Here is a 19,230-nt window from a genome sequence, read left to right on the forward strand (position 1 = left end):
TGGCAGCGAGGATGGTACATGAACCCGAGAGGAAAGGAACCGACCATGCTGGCCGGGCTCACCACCGTCACCTACTACACCCCCGACCTGGCGGCGACCAAGCGCTGGTACACCGAGCTGCTGGGCGTCGCGCCGTACTTCGACACCCCGGACTACATGGAGTTCCGCATCGGCGACTACCTGCACGAGCTGGGCTTCGTGCACAGCAGGCACGCGGGCAGCGCGCTGGCCAGAACCCCGGCCCCCAGCACGGTCGGTCCCGCGGGCGCCCTGGTGTTCTGGCACGTCGAGGACGTGCCTGCGGCCCTCGAGCGGCTGGTGTCCATGGGCGCCAAGGAGCACGACTCACCGCACGACCGAGGCGAGGGCTTCATCACCGCCTCCGTGATCGACCCCTGGGGCAACATCCTGGGTCTGATGTACAACCCGCACTACCTGAGCGTCCGCGCCGCACTCAAGGAGACGTCATGACCGTCTTCACCGACGCCGCCGCGTGGCGGGACTGGCTGGCCGGCCACCACGACAGCGAGACCGAGGCGTGGCTCGTGATCGCCAAGAAGGGCACGACCGAGCCGACGACCCTCACCTACGCACAAGCCCTGGAGGAGGCGCTGTGCTACGGCTGGATCGACGGCCAGGCCCGCTCCCGCGACGCGGCGACCTACCTGCAGCGTTTCAGCCCGCGCCGCGCGCGCAGCCCGTGGTCCCAGCCCAACATCGCCCGCGTCGAGCGCCTGCAGGGTGAGGGCCGGATGCGCCCGGCGGGCCTGGCGGCGGTCGAACGCGCCAAGGCGGACGGCCGCTGGGGCACCCACCCCTGAGGCGATCGGCCCCGAAGCGATGGGCCGTAAGGTGATCGGCATGTCGGTGCTGCGCTCCATCGCCCTGTTCCTCGTGGCCGCCCTCGCCGAGATCGGCGGCGCCTGGCTGGTCTGGCAGGGTCTGCGTGAGCAGCGCGGCCTGCTGTGGATCGGCGCCGGCATCCTGGCCCTGGCCGCCTACGGCTTCGCCGCCACCTTCCAGCCCGACCCGAACTTCGTACGCGCCACGCGCCTGAGCCGCCCCTACGACGCCACCGAGATGACGTGTCGCACCGACGTGCGGTCACCGATCAGCTCCAGCATGCAGTCGGCCACGTCGGCGCGGGTGGTGCTCATGCCGCCACGCACGTTGAGGTCCCTGGCCGTGCGATAGCGGTTGGTACGCCCGGTGTTCGTCAGCCGCGAGGGCCGCACGATCGTCCAGTCCAGATCGGCGGCCCGCACCAGCTCCTCGGACGCGGCCAGGTCGGCGTAGGACTGGCCGAACATCCGCTGCACGATGAGCGGCTTGAGCACGTACCGCGTGAGCAGGCCGTCGCCTGCGTCGGCCACCATGCCGCTCGCGCCCACCGTCAGCAGCCGCCGCACGCCCGCCCGCCGCATGGCCTCGATGATGGAGGCGACACTGGCGGAGTGGACGGTGGTCGGGCCGCGGCCGCGCGGGCCGATCGCGGTGATCACGGCGTCGCGGCCCTTGACCGCCGGCGTGATGGCGTCGGGGTCCATCACGTCGGCCTCGACGACGTCGACCCTCGCCGGCAACTCGGCGGGCAGGCGGGACGCCGAGCGCACAACGGCGGTGATCTCATGGCTCAGGTCGAGCCCCTGGCGGATCAGCTCCAGCCCGATGCCACCTGTGGCGCCGAAAACGACGAGCCTCATGAGTTTCCCCCTTCCTGAGAGAGGTGAGTAAGCATTCACTCACAACTCTACCCAGTAGGTCCCCCGCCCGGCCTGCCGCCGTCGATGCATTGCCCTACCGGACCCCGTCACGCCAGGGTGCCGCGTCGCCGTCGGCCCCGGCCGCCCGAGGCCCGAGGGGTGACGACTTCGACGTCGTCAGGACGACTCGCCTTCGGGGGCGTAGAAGGCGGTGGTGCTGGCGACGGCGGCGGCGACTTGGTCCGGCGCGCCGCCCGCCGCCTCGTAGGCCCGGCCCCAGGCCTGGCTGCTCTCGATGATGACGCGACGGCCCTCGTCGGTCAGGTGGAAGGTGTTCTCGTCGAACTGCGGCAGGTCCGCCAGGTGCAGGCTCAGGCCCAGCAGTCCGAGGTCCCAGCCCACCCCGACCGAACCAGGACCACCCATCGCCCAGAACTCGGGCGGCACCTCGGCGGTGTGGCGCAGCTCGAACAGGGTGCCGTCGTCCTCCGCGGACAGGCGAACCTCCACCTCGGAGAAGCCGGGGTTGTCGCCGAACAGCCAGCTGACCTTCAGCAGGCGGGGCGGCTCGCACTGCAGGATCTCGCCGCCCGCATTGCCCTGGAACTGGTATTTCCCGCCCAGCTTCAGGTCCCCGGTCACGGGCAGGAACCAGCGGCTCAGCCGGTCGGCAGTGGTGCAGGCGTCCCACACGTCCTCGACGTCGGCGTCGTAGCGCCGGCGCAAGGTCATGACCTTGCGCTCGCCGTCGAGCAGCTCGCGATGCGCCCGGGTGATCTCGTCAAGCAAATCCATCAGCTGTCCTTCGTCTCGCCTGTCATGCGGCGTTCGCGCTTACCGCGGGCCAGCTCCGTGGCCAGCGCATCCAGGCGCTGGTTCCAGAAGCCGCGGAAGAGCTCCAGCCACGCGTCGATTTCCTGCAGAGGCCCGGGCTCGACGGCATAAAGCCGCCGCGTGCCCTGAGCCCGGACGCTGGCGAACCCGTTGTCACGCAGCACCTTCAGATGCTGCGAGACGGCCGGCTGGGAGATCCCGAACTCGCGCTGGATGACAGCGGTGAGCTCCCCGGAGCTCTGCTCCCCGCCGGCAAGCAACTCCAGGATCCGGCGCCGTACAGGATCGCCGAGGACGTCGAATGCGTGCACGACCTCACTATTTCAGGGGCAGCTTATATAAGTCAAACCTGAGGAAAGGTGGTCAGTCGTCCAGACCGCGGGCACTGAGCGCCTCACCGAGCGCATCGGCGTGCCGCAGCGCGCTGACCACCATCGGCACGGCGAAGGCCCGCAGGCTGCGCTCGACGCCCCGGGCCCGCTGGGCCTCCCGCACCCGCGTCGCCAGCTCGGCCAGCACGGGCACGCTGCGCACGGTCAGCGACAGCAGCAACGACAGCCGGAACGGATCCAGCCCGGCGAACCTCGCCGGCGCCAGGCACCGTTCCAGGGCGGTCATCATGGCCGAAGAGCGGGTAGTGATCGTGACCAGGCCGGCCAGCGCGACCGCGAGCACCACCCGCAGCGTCGTGGTGGCCGCGCCCGCCAGATCCACGAAGATCCACTGCATGCCGAACAACGCCACCGCGAACCAGCGCACCGGGCGCACCTGCGCCCAGGCCGCCACCACCCCCACCCGCGACACCGCATAGAGCCCGGCCACCACGGCCGCCGCCACGGCCAGGGCGAGCGGTGAGCCCAGCAACACCAGCACAGCGCACGCGACCGCGAGACCGGCCAGCTTGACGCCGGCGGGCAGCCGGTGCAGCGGCGAGGCGCCGGGGACGTAAGCGCCGGTGAGCCCGTTCACGACATGAGCTTGCGGTAGTGGGCGATGGCCTCGCCGGGCGTGCCGTCGGCCACGACGCGCCCCTGGTCCAGCACCAGCACCCGATCGAAATCGGCAAGCAGCGGCAGGTCGTGGCTGACCACCACCACCTGCTGGGGCAGCTCCGGCAGCAGAGCGGCGACCTGGCGCGAGTGACGCAGGTCGAGCAGCGTGGTCGGCTCGTCCATGACCAGCACGTCCGGCTCCAGCACCATCACCGAGCACAGCGCCAGCAGCTGCTTCTGCCCGCCGGACAGGTGGTGCGCGGGATGGTCGGCGTGACCGGCCAGGCCGTACCTGGCCAGGACGTCCGCCACGCGCCGCTCGACCTCCTCGCGCGGCAGGCCCCTGCGGCGTAGCGAGAAGGCCACGTCCTCAGCCACCGTCGGCATGACGATCTGCGCGTCCGGGTCGGTGAACAGAAACCCCACGCCGCGCCTGATCTTCGCGGCGTGCCGGCGGGTGTCCAGGCCGAATACGGTGACGCTGCCCGACGTCGGCAGCGCCAAGCCGTTGATCAGGCGGGCCAAGGTGCTCTTGCCCGAGCCGTTGGCCCCGACCACGCCGACGCGCCGCTCGGGCAGGGAAGCGGTGATGCCACACAACACGTCCCGGAGGCCGAGGCGCACGTGCACGTCAGTGAACTCGATCACGCTCACGTCAGGTCACCATCGCGCCCGTGCACGTCGGCGAACTCGGTCAACTCACACCCACCACTTCGAACAGGGCGGCCACGCCAAGGCCGCCGCCGACCGCGGCCGTGGCCAGGCCGAGCGTCCCGGGCGGGGCGCCGGCGCGGACGAGCCGGCTGAACAACCTGGTCACCACGACCGCGCCGGTGGCGCCCCACGGATGGCCCAGCGCCAGCGCGCCGCCGTCGGCGCAGACCCGCTCGCCGTCGGCGCCCAGCGGGTCCAGCCCGAGCGCGTCGGTGACGGCCAGCACCTGCGCCGCGAACGCCTCCACGATCTCCACCGCCGCGACTTGCGCCACGTCCACCCCCGCACGCGCCAGCACCCGGCGTACCGCGGGCACCGGCCCCCAGCCGGGCAGCTCGGGATCGCACCCGACGACCGACCCGGCCACCAGCCGCATCCCCGGCAGGCCCGCGCGCAACCGCTCGGGCACGAGGGCCACGGCCGCGGCGCCGTCGCTCACCGGGGAGGAATTACCGGCCGTCACTGTACCGCCCGCCACGAACGCCGCAGGCAGGCGGGCCAGCGACGACGACCGCAGCGGCCGCGGCCGCTGGTCGGCGGCCCGGCCGGCGACCGGGACGATCTCCTGGGCGAAGCGGCCGGCCTCGCGGGCGGCCAGCGCGGCGGCGTGGCTGCGGCAGGCGTAGGCGTCCTGCCGCTCGCGGGTGATCCCGCGCGCCGTAGCCAGCTCCTCCGCGGCGGGGCCCATGTCGGGGTCGGGGTGGCCGGCGGGGGTGAAAGGCGCCCGGCCGTACGGCTCGGCCGCCCCCCGGTGCGTACGCAGCGGGGGGGTCGAGGCGCTCTCCGCCCCACCCGCGATCACCAGGTTCATCTCCCCGGCGCGTACAGCCTGCCCGGCCACCAGGATCGCGGCCAGCCCACTGCCGCACTGCCGGTCCACCGTGACCCCGGGGACCGCGTGCCCCAGCCCGGCCGCCAGCGCCGACACCCTGGCCACGTTGCCACCGGGACCCATGCAGTTGCCCAGCACCACATCGTCCACCGGCCGGCCGGCGACGTCGCGGGCCACGGCCTCGATCACGGGCGCCGCCAGCCGGTCCACGGTCAGGTCCTTGAACGCGTGCCCCGCCGTGCCGATGGACGTGCGCCGAGCGGCCACGATGACCGGCTCATCGTTCCCGGCGGCCATGTCAGGTCAGCCGCCGGATGCCGGGGTCGTCGGCGGCCAGGCGGTCCGCGACCAGGGCACGCGCCGGCTTGCCCGCCCGGGTGCGCGGCAGGCTCGGCACCGCGTACCAGCGGCGCGGCCGTTGCGCCGCGTCCAGCCCGCTCCTGGCCACCGCCTCCAGCAGCGCCCGCGGCGGCGGCGCGTCCCCGTCGGCCTCCAGGATTGCCGTGACGACCGACCCCAGTGACGGGTGGGGCGAGCCGATCACCACGATGTCGCCCACGCCGGGCACCGTCCTCAGCACCTCCTCGACATCTTCGGGCACGACGGTGGCGCCGCCGGTCTGGATCGCGCCGTCGCCGCGCCCGCGCAGCCGCAGCACCTCTCCTACCCGGTACGGGCGCGCCACGTCGCCCACGGTCATCCAACCATCACCGTCGCGCCGCAGCGGACCCGCCGCCCCACCCAGATAGCCCTCGGCCAGCCAAGGCGAACGGGCCCACACCTCCCCCAGCACGCTTCCAGGAGCGGTCCTGACCTCGATCTCGACGCCAGGAAAGGGGCGCAATCCACCGCCGTCGGCGTCCGCCGCGACGAACGACAGCTCGGTGGCGCCGTAGTACGACACGACCCGGATCCCGGCCCGTGCCGCGGCCGCCCGCCACCGGGGGTCGAGCGCCGCGCCGCCGGCCACGACCGTACGCAGCTCGCCCGGCCGGGCGAGCACGGCAGGCAACAGGTGCGGCACCAGATGCACGACCGTGGCCTGCTCGAGGAACGCGGGCAGCGATCCCGAGGGCCAGCGGCCGGGCACGACGGCCGTCGCGCCGGCGGCCAGGGCGTGCACGGCCGCGAAGGCGTACAGGGAGGACGACAGCGGACCAGGGACCAGCACGACGTCGTCGGGACCGATCCCGGTCAGCCCGTCGAGGTGCGGGAACGACGCCGTCCACGAGGCCCGCGTGCGGACCACGGCACGCGGGCGGCCCGTGCTGCCCGAGCTGAAACACGCCCACGCCAGGTCGCCGGGCGCCGCCACGTGCTCGACCGCGGGACCCGGCATGTACGGCAGCGGCGCGTCGATGAGCCCGTCCACCGCGACCGCGCCGATCATCCGCGCCCACCGCCGCCGGTCCCAGGCGTGGTCGCCCACCAGTGGTGTCGCGCCGGCCAGGTCCACGGCCAGCACGGCCACCAGCGACGCGACCGGATCGGCCACCCCGATCGCCACCGGCGACCCCCGGCCCCCGCCGTGGCGCAGCAGGTGGCGGGCGGCCCCGTTGACGCTCTGCGCGAGCTCGCCGTAGGTGAGCTCGCGCTCCGGACCGCGCAACGCGAGGTGGGCCGGGCGTGCCGCGGCGTGCCGCATGACGTGGTCGGCTACCGGCACGGGCCCACCTCAACGCTCTCGACCAGATGGGCGCCTCGCCACACCGCCTCGACCGGGTGAGCGCGGCTCAACGCATCCCACCGGCTCGCAGCCGCTCGCGGTAAACCGTCGGCACCGCGTCCGGGTAGGCCCGCTGGGTGCCCCTGACCACGGATGCGGCCAACGCCGCCTTGATCAGGTCGCCCGGCAGGAACGCGATGGCGAGCGCCGCCGTCGTGCCCAGCGACGCCCCCGTGACCATGGCCTGCACGGGAATCCCGAAGAGGTAGATCACCCCGACCCCGCCGGCCAGGCACGCCAGCACGAGCTGGACGATCCCAGGGTTGCGCCCCGCCCGCTCGACGAGCCAGCCGGTCAGCGCTGCCCCGGGGATCCAGCCGATGAGGTAGCCGGCCGAGGGCCCGGCGAAGACGCCCAGCCCGCCGCGCCCGCCGGACAGCAGCGGCAGCCCCGCGGCGACCAGCACCAGCAGCACCGCGACCGCCAGCGCGGCCCGCCAGGTGCCGAGGATCGCGCCCGCCAGCATGACGCCCAGCGTCTGCAGCGTGATCGGGACCGGGTTGCCGAAGACGTTGAACGAGCCCGGGAGCCCGAGCACCGCGATCAGCGCGGCGAACACGGCCACCCTCGCCAGATCTCCCGTGGGGAACCCGCGCTTCCTGCCTGCATTCTTCATGAGGTCGATCTCACACCAGAACGGTCTGCTTCAGGCATGGAGGTATCCCACAACTTTCCGGTCGATCGTCTGCGAGCGAACGATACCGTCACGCCGCCAGGCGCAGGGCGCGGGCCACGTCCGCGGTGGCGGCGGAGGTCTCGGTCGTGGTGCAGCCGTCGCGCAGGGAGGCGTCGAGGTCCTTCAGACCGTTGCCGCTGAGCGTGATCACCACGCGCAGGCCAGGCTCCAGCAGGCCCCGCGCGTGCCGGTCGAGCAGCCCCGCCACCCCGGCCGCCGAGGCCGGCTCGACGAAGACGCCGTCGCGGCGGGCCAGCTCCCGGTACGCCGCGAAGATCTGCTCGTCGCTCACCGCCGCGATCAGCCCGCCGGACTCCTCGCGCGCGGCGACGGCGCCGTCCCAGGTGGCGGGGCTGCCGACGCGGATCGCGCTCGCCTCGGTCCGCGGGTCGGCGACCGGCGCGCCGTGGACCAGCGGCGCCGCGCCCGCCGCCTGGAAACCCCAGATGCGCGGCAGCCCGGCGGCCAGGCCTGCCTGCTGATAGGTGCGGTAGCCGCCCCAGGTGGCGGTGATGTTGCCGCCGTTGCCTACGGGCAGGCAGTGCACGTCGGGCGCGTCGCCCAGCGCGTCCACGACCTCGTAGGCGACGGTCCGCTGTCCGGCCAGGCGCAGCTCGTTGCCGACGGAGTTGACCAGGGCGACCGGGTGGTGGCCGGCCAGCTCGCGGGCGACGCGCAGGCAGTCGTCGAAGGTGCCGTCGATCTCCACGATGCGGGCGCCGTACCGGACCGCCTGGCTGAGCTTGCCGAGTGCGATCCGGCCCTTGGGGACGAGCACGGCCGCGGTGAGGCCGGCGCGGGCGGCGTACGCGGCGGCCGAGGCGCTGGTGTTGCCGGTGGAGGCGCAGATGACGGTCTCGGCGCCGCGCTCGGCCGCCCTGCTGATCGCCACGGTCATGCCGCGGTCCTTGAACGATCCGGTCGGGTTGGCGCCTTCCACCTTCAGCCACACCTCGCAGCCGGTGAGCGAGGACAGGTACGCCGAGCGCAGCAGCGGGGTGTTGCCCTCGTTCAGCGAGACGGCCGGGGTGTCGTCGGTGACGGGCAGCCAGCGCCGGTAGCGGCTGTCGATCAAACCATGCCAGGTAGTCATGCCCGCACCGTAACATTCGTTCCGTGAATTCGCGTATACGGGGTTTGGTGTAACATTTGTCATCATGGAGAACGATCCGGTGGCGAGCCGCCTCAGCGCCGTCTACTCCGAGTTGCCGCCTGGCGAACGCGCGATCGTGCGGGTCCTGCTCGACGACTATCCGTTCGCGGCGCTGGGCTCGCTGCGGGCGCTCGCCGAGCGTGCGGGGGTCAGCCCCCCGACGGCCTCGCGGCTGTTCGACCGGCTCGGGTACGCCGGGTTCGCCGAATTCCAGGCCGCTGTCAGAGACGGGGCGCGGGACCGGTCGCGGCTGCTGGAATTCGTCACCGCGCCGGACGCCGCGACGCGTGACACTCCCTGGAGCGCGCCCGGCTCTGGCGCGGCCGAAGCCGCCGAGACGGGGCCGTCCGAGCTGGGTCGCGCCGCCGAAGACCTGCGTTTAGGGCTGGACGGCACGCTTGCGGCCCTCTCCGAGCCCCTGATCACGGCCGCGGCGGCGCTGCTGGCCGAGGCCCGCACGGTGTGGGCGCTGGGTGGGCCGCTCAGCGAGCTGGCCGCTGAATACTTGATCCGCCAGCTGGCCAGCTTGCGCTCCGGCGCTCACCGGGTGCCCGAGCCGCCGCAGGCCCGCGCCCGTACCCTGCTGGACCTGGGGCCCTCTGACGTGATCGCGGCCTACGACTTCCGTCGCTACTCCCCCGCCACCGCCCTGTTCGTGCAGGCCGCCCGCGCTCGGGGCGCGCGGCTGGTGCTCGTCACCGACGCCTGGGGGTCGCCACTGGCCCCTCAGGCGGAGGTGCTGGTCAGCCTGCCGCGCGAAGCGGCCGGGCCGATCGCGCCGCTGGCCCACGAGATCGCCGTCACCGAGCTGCTGCTCGTTGCCACGGCTGCGCGCCTGTCACCTGCCCAGCGGCTGGCCGACCTCGACGCGCTCACGCAGGGCCTGACGTGAGCCGCTTGTAGAAGAAGCTGCAGTCCCGCAGCGTTCCGTCGGGGGATCCGGCGTACTCGGGGACGATGCCGTAACGCGTCCATCCGCCGGTGAGGTAGACGTGCTCGGCGGTGCTGCCGGTCTCGGTGTCCAGGAGCAGCAGGCCGGCCCCCGCCTCCAGGGCGGCCTGCTCGGCGGTGGTCAGCAGGGCCCGCGACAGGCCCCGGCCGCGGGCCTCGCGGTGCACCATGAGCTTGACGATCTCGCCGCGGTGGCGGGCGTTGGGCTTGGCGGCCAGCGCCAGGCTGACGGTGGCGTTGATGCCGGCGCCGTCGCGGCAGACCCACACCATGAGGCGGCCGTCGGCCACGGCCGGGGCCTGTGCCCGCCACCAGGCGGCGGCCGCCTCATGGTCGAACGGCGCCAGGAAGCCCACGGAAGCGCCGTCAGCCACGGCATCGACCAGGAGATCGGCCAGGTCCTTCACGACGGCGTCGAACTCCTCGGCGGACAGGCGGTCGATGGTGTGCATACGGGATCCCTCGGCTTTCACGGCAAGACGGCGCGTACTTTTCACGGCAGGACGATGAAGAGCGCGTAACGCGCCGGGTCCGGTCCTGGGCAACGGAAGCGGGAGGCGCCCCAGAGCCGGAAGCGCAGGCAGTCGCCCGGCTCGAGAGTGTGCGCCCGGCCGTCCGCGGTGATCTCCACCGTGCCCTCCAGCACCCAGATGTGCTGCTCGAGCCCCGGCACCGGGGGTGCGTCGTAGACGATGTCCGCGCCCGCCCGCAGGACGCCCTCGACGACCTCGCCCCGCAGGCCGGGATGCGGCGGCGACACCGACCTGCGCACGAAGCCCGACTCCTCGTCCCGCCACACCGGCTGGGCCTCGCCCCGCAGCAACTGCGGCGGCTCGGACTCGACCTCGGCCAGCAGCCGCGACATCGTCCGCTCGTACACCGCACAGAGCTTGTTGAGCAGCGCCGCGGTCGGGCTGATCTCGCCGCGCTCCAGGCGCGACAGGGTCGAGCGGCTGATCGCGGCGCGGCGGGCCAGCTCGTCCAGCGACCAGCCGCGCTCGACGCGCAGCTCCGCCAGCCGTTCGGCCAGCCGGGTATCAAGCTCCTCCGCCTGTCTCATATCCGGGAATATATCCCAAATACGAGACAGAGCGCGTCGGCGGGGGCCGCGCGCAGGAAGGCGCGGGTGCCCGCACCTCGGGTGCGGGCACTGACCTGGCGGTTCCTGGGGACTACGCGCCGTTGAGCAACGGCACGAGCTGCTCCTCCTCATAGTCCAGGTGCGCCTCGAGCTCCGCGGTGAGGTGGTCCACCTCGAGCGACAGCGCCTCGGGAGCGACGTCCTCCGCGGCCAGGAGTTCCTGCAACCGCCCGAGAAGCTCCTGGACGACCGCGTGCTCCGCCCGCAACCGCTCGAGTGCCGCCGCGAGCTCCGGGTGCCGCCCTTCCAGCGCGGGGAACATGAACCCGTCCTCGCGCTCATGGTGCACGTGCAACCCCTGGCACAGGGTCAGGCAGTTGATCCGCAGCTGCGCGCCCAACCGCGGGCCCGACGCGGCGACCTCCCTGCGGATCAGCGCCAGCTCCCTGCGGAAGGCGTCGTGCAACCTCTTGAGCGCGTCGCCCATGGGCCCGGCCGGCGGCCCGCTGTCGATCGGGATGAGCGCGACCACCGGCAGGACGCGGCCCGACCTGGTCTCGTACGCGGCCCAGCCGGGATCCGCCTCCACGGCGCGGGCGAACAGGCGATCGCGTTCCTCGCCCTCCAGCGCCACCGCCTTCGCCTGATAGGTGAAGACGCCGTCCTCCACGGTGACCTGCGGGTTGGCCCGCAGGTTGTGGTACCAGGCGGGGTGCACCGGTGCGCCGCCGGCCGAGGCGATGACGAGGATGCGGTCGCCGTCGGGCAGGTAGCCGAGCGGGGTCGTACGGCGGGCGCCCGTTTTCGCGCCGACGGTGGTCAGCAGGAGCAGCCTGGCTCCTTCGAAAGGGCCGCCGACCTGGCCCCGATTGGCGCGGAATTCGTCAATGATCTGCTGGTTGAAGTCCATGGGCATGCGTGTTTTCGCTCCAGGCGGGATGGGTGTCGAGGACATGGGTAACCCGCACGGCATGCCGGAAGATACGGCGGGTCGACTACACCGCCGAAGGCATGGGACGTCGCGCGGGGACGATGCGGTCAGGCACGACCGACGGTGTGAGTGGTCACGGCGTCATCCCCCTTGATTCGGCGCCTCCATGCCGCCGCCGTCCACACGGCCGGCGCCACGCGACGCGACCGCCATTACACGATCAACCGCGAATCCTGTCAACCCGGACGGCTGGGATCGTGCGCGAGGACGGAGTCGAACCGCCAAAGCCGAAGCGTCCGGTTTACAGCCGAATGGGCTCGCCACGTGCCCAGCTCGCGCAGGCCTTTATGCGATTGTCGGCGGCCCCAGCAGGATTCGAACCTGCAACGGACCCGGCTTCGTAGGCCGGCGCTCTCTCCATTGAGCTATAGGGCCAAGCAAAAGGATGGTTCGTACCCCGTACCGGACTCGAACCGGCGATTTCCCGGTTGAAAGCCGGGCGTCCTGACCGCTAGACCAACGGGGCGTGTATTCGTACGTCCGGCGGGATTCGAACCCGCACCGTCCGGCTCCTTAGACCGGTGCCTCTGCCATTGGGCCACGGACGCTTGTGTTCCTGGCGTGGACCGACGGGATCTCGAAACCCGAACTCCTGCTTGCAAGGCAGGTGTGATGCCTTTTCACTATCAGCCCGAAGACAAAAAGAAAGGCCGCCTGGGACGTCCCCGGCGGCCTTCGGATCCTCCTCCGTGAGGATTATCCCGAGGCCGGCCCGGCGAGCGCGAGACCGGACACCGCGGCGCGGCGATAGAGACGCCGTTCCTGCTCGCGTGCGACGGCTGCGTAGCGCATGGCCTGGCCTTTCGTGACGTTCCTGCGTGTGTCGTGGACCCACGGTAGCCCGAGGCGTACCGAGAATGCCACCTATTTATTCTCGGCCCGGTGCCTTGCGGGCCGTGACACCGTTCCGTGAGCCGGGCTTTGCCCACCGCCCCGGATCGTCCGGGCGCACCGGGTTATATTTAAATATTGGGAGCAGACCATCGTCATCGGGGGTTGCGATGGTTGGAGACCTGCCGCGACGGCTCGTCGCGGAAGCCATCGGAACGATGTTGCTCGTCCTTTTCGGCGCCGGCTCGGTCGTGGCGGCGCTCGTCTTCGGCAACGGACAACTGGACTATGCCGCACTCGGCTTCATCTCGCTGTCGTTCGCCGTCATCGTCGCGATCGTCATCTACGCGTTCGGCAGCACCTCCGGGGCCCACATCAATCCCGCGGTCACCATCGCGCTCGCCGCGGGGCGCCGCTTCCCGTGGGCGGAGGTGCCGTTCTACATCGCGGCCCAGCTCGTCGGCGCGTTCGCCGGCGGGCTGCTCATCGTGGGCGGATTCGGCCGGCGGGCGATCGATCCGGGCGGTGTCGGGCTGACCAGGCTCGGCGACGGGGTGAATTACGCACAGGGCATCCTGCTGGAGGCACTCGGCACGTTCCTGCTGCTGCTCACGATCATGGCGATGGCGGTCGACCGGCGGGCGCCGGCCGGCTGGGCCGGGTTCATGATCGGACTGGCGGTGGCGGGCGAGATCTTCGTGCTCGGCCCGTCGACGAACGGCTCGGTCAACCCGGCTCGAACCTTCGGCCCTTACCTGGCCAACAGCCTGTTCGGCGGCGACACGCCCTGGGCGCAGCTCGGCGTCTACATCGCCGGGCCGGTCATCGGCGCGGTGCTGGCCGTCGTCGTGTACGACGTGGTCGCCCGCCCGGCCCGCGAGCTGCCCGAGCCGGTTGAGCAAGGGGCCGCCGGGGAGATCACGGGTGCCAAGGAACCGCAGGCCGAGGCGGCCCAGCAGGAGCTCGCAGGCCAGATTCCCGGCGCCCGCGCGCCGCCGGACGACCGGATCAGGGACCGTGTGGGGCACGCTCGCCGACGTTGGCATCTCGGCCGGAGGGGGTGATCCATGAGCCCGTGAACGACCATATGTCCGTCACTTCCGAGCGAGGGAGAGATCGCCATGCCTGGCAATAGGGGAGTCGCATACGAAGGCCCAGGCAAGGTCGAGGTACGTGAGACCGACTATCCCGAATTCGAGCTCAAGGACGGCCCCGGGGTGAACCCGGCCAACGTCGGTCGCAAGCTGCCGCACGCCGCGATACTCAAGACGGTCGCGACGAACATCTGCGGCAGCGACCAGCACATGGTCCGCGGCCGTACCACGGCGCCCCAGGGCCTCGTCCTCGGCCACGAGATCACCGGTGAGGTCGTCGAGACCGGCCCCGATGTGGAGTACATCAAGACCGGCGACCTCGTGTCCGTGCCGTTCAACATCGCCTGCGGCCGCTGCCGCAACTGCAAGGAGGGCAAGACCGGAGTCTGCGAGAACGTCAACCCGGACCGGCCCGGCTCGGCGTACGGCTACGTCGACATGGGCGGCTGGGTCGGCGGGCAGGCCGACTACGTCCTTGTCCCCTACGCCGACTGGAACCTGCTGAAGTTTCCCGACAAGGACCGGGCGATGGAGAAGATCCTCGACCTGGCCATGCTCGCGGACATCTTCCCGACCGGGTTCCACGGCTGCGTGAGCGCGGGGGTGCAGCCGGGCTCGACCGTCTACATCGCCGGCGCCGGCCCGGTCGGGCTGGCCGCGGCCGCCTCGGCGTTCCTGCTCGGGGCCGCCGTTGTCATCGTCGCGGACCTGAACAAGGAGCGGCTTGACCAGGCGCACAGCTTCGGCTGCGAGACCATCAACGTCGCCCTGGGCGATCCGAAGGAGCAGATCCTGCACATTCTCGGCGAACCGGAAGTGGACTGTGCCGTCGACGCGGTCGGCTTCGAGGCACGCGGTCACGGCCACGAGTCGGAGGTGGAGCGTCCCGCCACCGTGCTCAACTCGCTCATGGACGTCACCAGGGCGGGTGGCGCGCTCGGCATCCCCGGCCTGTACGTGACGGGCGACCCGGGTGCGGCGGACGAGGCCGCCAGGCAGGGGTCGCTGTCCATCCGGATCGGTCTCGGCTGGGCGAAGTCGCACAGCTTCGTCACCGGTCAGTGCCCGGTCATGCGGTACAACCGCCAGCTCATGATGGCGATCCTGCACGACCGGGTGCAGATCGCGAAGGCGGTCAACGCCACACCGATTCCGCTCGACCAGGCGCCGCGGGGATACCACGAATTCGACGAGGGGGCTGCCCGCAAGTACGTGCTCGATCCGCACGGCATGCTCAGCAGAACGTCCTGACCACGCTGCCGGAGGCCGTCGGCTACCCGGCGGCCTCCGGCTCGTCGAACGGCGGCGCGGCCGGACGCATGACGATACGTCTCGTCTCGTTGGCGTGTTAGGATGCTCGCTATGCCTAAGCAGCCCGACCCCGCTCGCCGCAACGAGCGATCCCGGCAGGCCATCCTCGCCGCCGCCCGCGAGCTGGTCTCCGAGGTGGGATACGCCAAGCTGTCGATCGAGGCCATCGCCGCGCGGGCCGGTGTGGGCAAGCAGACGATCTACCGATGGTGGCCCTCCAAGGGGGCGGTGGTCTTCGACTCGTTCCTGGCGCTGAGCGAGGCAGGCCCAGAGGACAGCATGGCGCTGCCCGACACGGGCGACATCGAGGCCGACCTCAAGGTCGTGATGCGCGCGACGGTGGCCGAATTCGCCGATCCGGCGTTCGAGGCGCCGATCCGGGCGCTCAACACCGAGATCATCAACGATCCGAGCCTCGCCGCCCAATACCGCGAGAAGCTGGCCGGTCCGGTCGACGAGGCCAAGAAGGCCCGGTTGCGCACCGCGCAACGCGCCGGGCAGATCACCGCCGACGCCGACCTCGACCTGGCGCTGGAGCTGCTGTACGCCCCCCTCTACCAGCGGTGGCTGCTCCGCTCCGGCCCGCTGACCCCCGAATACGCCGACGCGCTCGTCGACCTGTTCCTCAAGGCCATGAGACCCCCGATGTGACCGTGACGTGACGTCAACGTCTTTACTGGTGGCATGCGGATCGGAGAGCTCGCCGCGCTGCTCGGGGTGTCGACCCGGACGGTGCGCTACTACCACCACCAGGGCATCCTGCCCGAGCCGCCCCGCCTGGCCAACGGCTATCGCGAGTACGGCATGCGTGACGCCGTCGCCCTGGCCCGCGTCCGCCGCCTCGTCGCGCTCGGGCTGAGCCTGGACGAGGCGCGCGACGTCATCGCCGAGGACCGCTCAAGGGAGCTGACCGAGATCCTCGCCGAGATCGACGCCGACCTGGCCAGGCAGGAGCAGGAGATCCGGGACCGGCGGCAGCGCCTGGCCGAGGTGCTGCGGCAGGCCGAGGCCGGGACGTTGGGCCCGGAGGCCACCGCCTCTCCCGACCTGCTGGCTTTCCTGAAGACGGTCGACCTGCCCGCGTCGAAGGCGGCGGCATGGGATCGTGAGCTCCTGGAGCTGATGGACACCGTGGCGGCGGCGCCCGAGCGGGAACGCGCGTTCGCCCTGTTCGGCACCCTCGCCGCCGATCCCGAGGTGACGGCGCGCGGGCGCGAGTTCTATCGCAGGCTCGACGAGTTGGCCGACGTCGAGCCGGACGATCCGAGGATCGCGCCCCTGGCGGAGATGGTCGCCGCGTACAGCGTGCGGCACATGCTGCCCGACGGCGGAACGGCCGGGCGGGAGTGGGGCGTCGAGACGGTGGAGCCGTTCCTCGAGGGGCTCGCCCCCGCCCAGGCGCAGGTGATAAGGCAGGCGATCAGGCTCATCACCGAGGAAACGGGGCCCGCATCCGCGGATCCACCTTGATCTCGAGCCCGGCCTCCTGCGCCCGACATACCGCGGACATACCGGGAACCCCTACTTTGGCGTGCATGTATCCCTCGTGGCGGCGGCTCGCCGTCCTTATTCTGTTCGCCGCGTTCCTGGTGCCGGTCCCTCCGGCCGCCGCGGCGGCGTTGTCCGATGCGGGCTTCTTCGGCAGGTGGAGCGCCGGCGCCTGGACGGTGGGGCCGCGACTGAACTACGCGCACGCGGGCCTGGGGCCCGTGGAGAGCGCGGTGAAGGCGGGCGACTACGCGCTGGCCAAACAGCGGCTGCTGGACTACTACCGCGCGCGCCCGGCCATCGAGGCGGGCGGCTTCTCGCACACCACCTGGCCGGGCGCACTCGAGCTGACCGCCAGCCACATCTGGACGCTGGGATCGGGCGAGGCCTACATCAAGACGCTGACCTTCGGCCCGGGGGAAAAGACGGTCACGGCAGACGTCACGAGCAGCATCACCAGCGGCAAGCCCGGATTCTTCCTGATGAGCCGCTACAAGGACGCGGTCATCGCCCTCATCAACAGCAGGAGCAAGGGGTCGGGCAAGCCCACCCTCCGCCTGACCCTTGCCGACGGGTCGGTGAAGACCCTTCACCCCACGCACGACACCTACATCTGGGCGGCCCACCCGGGCAGCGTGTACGGCGCCAAGTACTACATGCAGGTCAGCGACCAGGGCACGGGGCCGTTCACCGGCGAGACGCGCAAGGCGTACCTGCGGTTCGACCTCGGCGGCGTCACCGGCGTGAAGAAAGCGGAGCTGACGCTGACCGGCACGGCCGACACCGCGAAGGACATCATGCTGTACGGCAACGCCGAGACCTTCGACGAGGCGACCCGCACCTGGTCCAACACCGTGCAGAACACGTTCTCCTGGGAGGGCGACCCGGGCGGCTTCGATTGGAAGCTCCCCGGCGGTGCCGACAATGAGAATCGCATCGCCGACGACGAGTTTCTCTACCAGCTGCCCCGCTTCTTCTTCGCCGGCCCGCTGGCCCTGGAGTACCAGAAGACGGGCAACGAGCAGTACGCCCGCACGCTCATCGGCCTGATGACCGACTTCATCAAGGACGCCGACGCCTACGACGCCGATCAGGGCGCCGGTTCCTACCCGGGCAACCTGCACGCCGCGCGGCGCCTGCACAACTGGATCGCGGCCTACGAGATCCTGCGCAAGAGCCCGTCGCTGACCGCTGACGCCAACGCCGCGATCCTCAAGACGATGAACCGGGCGGGCCTGTACCTGCAGGAGAACGTCAACGGCACGCCGAACAAGATGCAGTCGCAGAAGATCACGCTGCTGCACAACTCCCTCTACTTCCCGGAGTTCCGCGCGGCGCCGGCGTGGCGGACCAACGCCGCCAACTTCCTCTCGGCCCAGCTCAACGACTCGACCTACGCCGACGGCGGCTACAAGGAATCCACGGACGCCTACCTGCGGGGCTACCTCAGCCAGTACGTGGACGTCGTCGCCTACATGCAGCGCAACGGCATCGCGTTCACCGCCACCGCCAAGCTGCGACAGTTGGCCCGCTTCCTCATGGACCAGAGCTATCCCAGTGGATACGGCCCGGCCTACGGCGACAGCGACTCCCTCGACCTGCGCAGCACTCTCAGGAAGCTGGGCCAGCTGCTCAACGACCCCGAACTCCTCTACGTCGGCACCTCCGGCACGTCGGGCGAGAAGCCGGCGCACACCTCCGTCCTCTACCCGGACACCCGGGTCGCGGTCTCCCGCTCCGGCTGGACCGCCGACGACTCCCACCTCCGGATCAACGCCGACCGCGGCAACCACAGCCACCCGGACGAGCTGGCGATCACCGCTTATGCATACGGCCGGCCACTCCTGCCCGACATGGGCACCTTCACCTACAGCACGGACGCCCACGCGCAATGGCTGCGGAAAACCACGGAGGCGCACAACACGATCGAGATCGACGACAAGCCGCAGGTCTCGACGGCGGCGGGCGGGATCTCGCATCTGATCACCAACCCCGCCTTCGACCTGATCGGCGCGAATACCGAGAGCTCCGCCGGTGTTCGCCACGAGCGATCCGTCCTGTCGCTGCACTCGGGCCTGTGGGTCGTCTCCGACCGGCTCAAGCCGGTGGACACCGCCGCCACGCACCGCTACGAGCAGAACTGGCACTTCGCCTCGGACGCCAAGCCCTCGATCCGCTCCGGGACGGAGGCCACGACCACCGCCTTCGCGACGGGTGCGAACCTCACGATCGTCCCCGCCGACCCGGCCGAGGTCGCCTCCACCCTGGGCGACGGCTACTACGCACCGCGGTTCTACTCGGTGGAGAACGCGAAGTACGCCTCCTACGTCAAGACGAACGCCACCGGCCAGAAAACCTTCGACACCCTCCTGGTGCCGTCCAAGGGCGCGGCCGACACGTCCGTGACGGTGGAACGTCTCCCCGTGGGCACCATCCCGTCGTACCAGGTGACAGCCCTCAGCTTGAACGGCGGCGCAGGGGTCTACTACAAGTCCTGGACCACGAAGGCGCCGCGCGCGTTCGGGTCCTACACCTTCGACGGCAAGCTGCTCTACGCCGACGCCGGGTCGATCGTGATGGTGGACGGCTCGTCGGTCGAACGTGCCGGCGCGACCCTGGTCAAGGCGCCGGCCGCGGTCAAGGACCTGGCCGTGACCTTCGGCGGGGACGGCACCGTACGCATCGACGGCAGCGGGCTGACCGCGAGCACCGACCCGGCCACGGCCATCGCGATCGCGGCGCCGAATGCCGCCAAAGTGATCCTCAATGGCAAGGTCGTTCCCTTCGAACGTGCGGGCGCGCTCATCTACGCGGCCGCCTGAAGGAGAACTCCGGCCCGGATCGTCGCGCTGC

At 71.3% G+C, this 19,230-nt stretch carries 21 protein-coding genes, 5 tRNA genes and 1 pseudogene; 9 read left to right on the top strand and 18 right to left on the bottom strand.

Going from position 1 to position 19,230, the window contains the following annotated elements:
- Nucleotides 1–18: 18 nt before the first annotated feature.
- The 3 genes from ACTWPT_RS54565 to ACTWPT_RS54575 are packed head-to-tail and all read left to right on the top strand — an operon-like array spanning nt 19 to nt 1,194.
- Nucleotides 19–471, top strand: a complete 453-nt coding sequence (locus ACTWPT_RS54565; protein ID WP_443185469.1) for a VOC family protein — start codon at nt 19–21, stop codon at nt 469–471.
- Nucleotides 468–821 (top strand): YdeI/OmpD-associated family protein, encoded by a 354-nt coding sequence (locus ACTWPT_RS54570; RefSeq protein WP_443185470.1) that lies wholly within the window; start codon nt 468–470, stop codon nt 819–821. The genes ACTWPT_RS54565 and ACTWPT_RS54570 overlap by 4 nt, the downstream gene beginning before the upstream one ends.
- Nucleotides 822–861: 40 nt before the next feature.
- The gene (locus tag ACTWPT_RS54575; RefSeq protein ID WP_443185471.1) at nt 862–1,194 is read left to right on the top strand and encodes a hypothetical protein; all 333 of its coding nucleotides are present in this window, start codon (nt 862–864) and stop codon (nt 1,192–1,194) included.
- Here ACTWPT_RS54575 and ACTWPT_RS54580 read toward each other — a convergent pair.
- From ACTWPT_RS54580 to thrC, 9 genes and pseudogenes are all read right to left on the bottom strand, one after another.
- Nucleotides 1,164–1,703: pseudogene (locus ACTWPT_RS54580) on the bottom strand (NAD(P)-dependent oxidoreductase); the annotation flags it as partial. The gene ACTWPT_RS54575 and the pseudogene ACTWPT_RS54580 overlap by 31 nt on opposite strands.
- Nucleotides 1,704–1,880: 177 nt before the next feature.
- Nucleotides 1,881–2,498 carry an SRPBCC family protein gene (locus ACTWPT_RS54585; RefSeq protein ID WP_443185472.1) on the bottom strand — a complete coding sequence of 206 codons (618 nt, stop codon included), beginning with the start codon at nt 2,496–2,498 and terminating at the stop codon, nt 1,881–1,883.
- Nucleotides 2,498–2,848, bottom strand: a complete 351-nt coding sequence (locus tag ACTWPT_RS54590) for an ArsR/SmtB family transcription factor (protein ID WP_443185473.1) — start codon at nt 2,846–2,848, stop codon at nt 2,498–2,500. The genes ACTWPT_RS54585 and ACTWPT_RS54590 overlap by 1 nt, the downstream gene beginning before the upstream one ends.
- A 52-nt stretch (nt 2,849–2,900) precedes the next feature.
- On the bottom strand, nt 2,901–3,506 hold the full coding sequence (locus ACTWPT_RS54595) for an energy-coupling factor transporter transmembrane component T family protein (RefSeq protein ID WP_443185474.1): 606 nt from the start codon (nt 3,504–3,506) through the stop codon (nt 2,901–2,903).
- Nucleotides 3,503–4,177, bottom strand: coding sequence for an energy-coupling factor ABC transporter ATP-binding protein (locus ACTWPT_RS54600; RefSeq protein WP_443185500.1), 675 nt, complete (start codon nt 4,175–4,177; stop codon nt 3,503–3,505). The genes ACTWPT_RS54595 and ACTWPT_RS54600 overlap by 4 nt, the downstream gene beginning before the upstream one ends.
- Before the next feature lie 46 nt (nt 4,178–4,223).
- Nucleotides 4,224–5,372, bottom strand: a complete 1,149-nt coding sequence (locus ACTWPT_RS54605; protein WP_443185475.1) for a thiolase family protein — start codon at nt 5,370–5,372, stop codon at nt 4,224–4,226.
- A gap of 1 nt (nt 5,373) precedes the next feature.
- Nucleotides 5,374–6,741 carry a class I adenylate-forming enzyme family protein gene (locus tag ACTWPT_RS54610; RefSeq protein WP_443185476.1) on the bottom strand — a complete coding sequence of 456 codons (1,368 nt, stop codon included), beginning with the start codon at nt 6,739–6,741 and terminating at the stop codon, nt 5,374–5,376.
- A gap of 67 nt (nt 6,742–6,808) precedes the next feature.
- Entirely contained in the window at nt 6,809–7,417 is a 609-nt protein-coding gene (locus tag ACTWPT_RS54615; protein WP_443185477.1) for a biotin transporter BioY, read from the bottom strand.
- Between the two features lie 88 nt (nt 7,418–7,505).
- A complete protein-coding gene (gene thrC, locus ACTWPT_RS54620; protein WP_443185478.1) occupies nt 7,506–8,570 on the bottom strand; it encodes a threonine synthase in 1,065 nt (354 codons plus the stop codon).
- 64 nt (nt 8,571–8,634) lie between these two features.
- On the opposite strand from thrC, the gene ACTWPT_RS54625 reads away from it, so the two are divergent.
- A complete protein-coding gene (locus ACTWPT_RS54625; protein ID WP_443185479.1) occupies nt 8,635–9,522 on the top strand; it encodes a MurR/RpiR family transcriptional regulator in 888 nt (295 codons plus the stop codon).
- On the opposite strand, the gene ACTWPT_RS54630 is transcribed toward ACTWPT_RS54625, so the two are convergent.
- The 9 genes from ACTWPT_RS54630 to ACTWPT_RS54670 form a co-directional block, all read right to left on the bottom strand.
- The gene (locus ACTWPT_RS54630; RefSeq protein ID WP_443185480.1) at nt 9,503–10,033 is read right to left on the bottom strand and encodes a GNAT family N-acetyltransferase; all 531 of its coding nucleotides are present in this window, start codon (nt 10,031–10,033) and stop codon (nt 9,503–9,505) included. The genes ACTWPT_RS54625 and ACTWPT_RS54630 overlap by 20 nt on opposite strands.
- A 41-nt stretch (nt 10,034–10,074) precedes the next feature.
- Nucleotides 10,075–10,641, bottom strand: coding sequence for a helix-turn-helix domain-containing protein (locus ACTWPT_RS54635; RefSeq protein WP_443185481.1), 567 nt, complete (start codon nt 10,639–10,641; stop codon nt 10,075–10,077).
- Between the two features lie 112 nt (nt 10,642–10,753).
- Complete coding sequence (locus ACTWPT_RS54640) at nt 10,754–11,578, bottom strand: nitroreductase/quinone reductase family protein (RefSeq protein ID WP_443185482.1); 825 nt, start codon at nt 11,576–11,578, stop codon at nt 10,754–10,756.
- 273 nt (nt 11,579–11,851) lie between these two features.
- A tRNA-Tyr gene (locus tag ACTWPT_RS54645) sits at nt 11,852–11,932 on the bottom strand.
- A 21-nt stretch (nt 11,933–11,953) separates the two neighbouring features.
- Nucleotides 11,954–12,028, bottom strand: a tRNA-Arg gene (locus ACTWPT_RS54650).
- 18 nt (nt 12,029–12,046) lie between these two features.
- Nucleotides 12,047–12,119, bottom strand: a tRNA-Glu gene (locus tag ACTWPT_RS54655).
- A 9-nt stretch (nt 12,120–12,128) separates the two neighbouring features.
- Nucleotides 12,129–12,201 (bottom strand) — tRNA-Leu (locus ACTWPT_RS54660).
- Nucleotides 12,202–12,215: 14 nt separating this feature from the next.
- Nucleotides 12,216–12,286 (bottom strand) — tRNA-Ala (locus ACTWPT_RS54665).
- A 63-nt stretch (nt 12,287–12,349) separates the two neighbouring features.
- Nucleotides 12,350–12,517: a hypothetical protein gene (locus ACTWPT_RS54670; protein ID WP_443185483.1), complete on the bottom strand. Its 168-nt coding sequence runs from the start codon at nt 12,515–12,517 to the stop codon at nt 12,350–12,352.
- A gap of 137 nt (nt 12,518–12,654) precedes the next feature.
- Here ACTWPT_RS54670 and ACTWPT_RS54675 point away from each other — a divergent pair, with 137 nt between their 5' ends.
- From ACTWPT_RS54675 to ACTWPT_RS54695, 5 genes are all read left to right on the top strand, one after another.
- Nucleotides 12,655–13,548 (top strand): MIP/aquaporin family protein, encoded by an 894-nt coding sequence (locus tag ACTWPT_RS54675; RefSeq protein WP_443185484.1) that lies wholly within the window; start codon nt 12,655–12,657, stop codon nt 13,546–13,548.
- Between the two features lie 57 nt (nt 13,549–13,605).
- Nucleotides 13,606–14,829: a formaldehyde dehydrogenase, glutathione-independent gene (gene fdhA / locus ACTWPT_RS54680; RefSeq protein WP_443185485.1), complete on the top strand. Its 1,224-nt coding sequence runs from the start codon at nt 13,606–13,608 to the stop codon at nt 14,827–14,829.
- A 111-nt stretch (nt 14,830–14,940) separates the two neighbouring features.
- Complete coding sequence (locus tag ACTWPT_RS54685; RefSeq protein WP_443185486.1) at nt 14,941–15,540, top strand: TetR/AcrR family transcriptional regulator; 600 nt, start codon at nt 14,941–14,943, stop codon at nt 15,538–15,540.
- A gap of 33 nt (nt 15,541–15,573) precedes the next feature.
- Entirely contained in the window at nt 15,574–16,359 is a 786-nt protein-coding gene (locus tag ACTWPT_RS54690) for a MerR family transcriptional regulator (RefSeq protein WP_443185487.1), read from the top strand.
- Between the two features lie 65 nt (nt 16,360–16,424).
- Nucleotides 16,425–19,199 carry a heparinase II/III family protein gene (locus ACTWPT_RS54695; protein WP_443185488.1) on the top strand — a complete coding sequence of 925 codons (2,775 nt, stop codon included), beginning with the start codon at nt 16,425–16,427 and terminating at the stop codon, nt 19,197–19,199.
- The last annotated feature ends 31 nt before the right edge of the window (nt 19,200–19,230 follow it).

This window comes from Nonomuraea sp. 3N208, assembly GCF_052245935.1.
In the GTDB taxonomy this organism is placed as follows: Bacteria; Actinomycetota; Actinomycetes; order Streptosporangiales; family Streptosporangiaceae; genus Nonomuraea.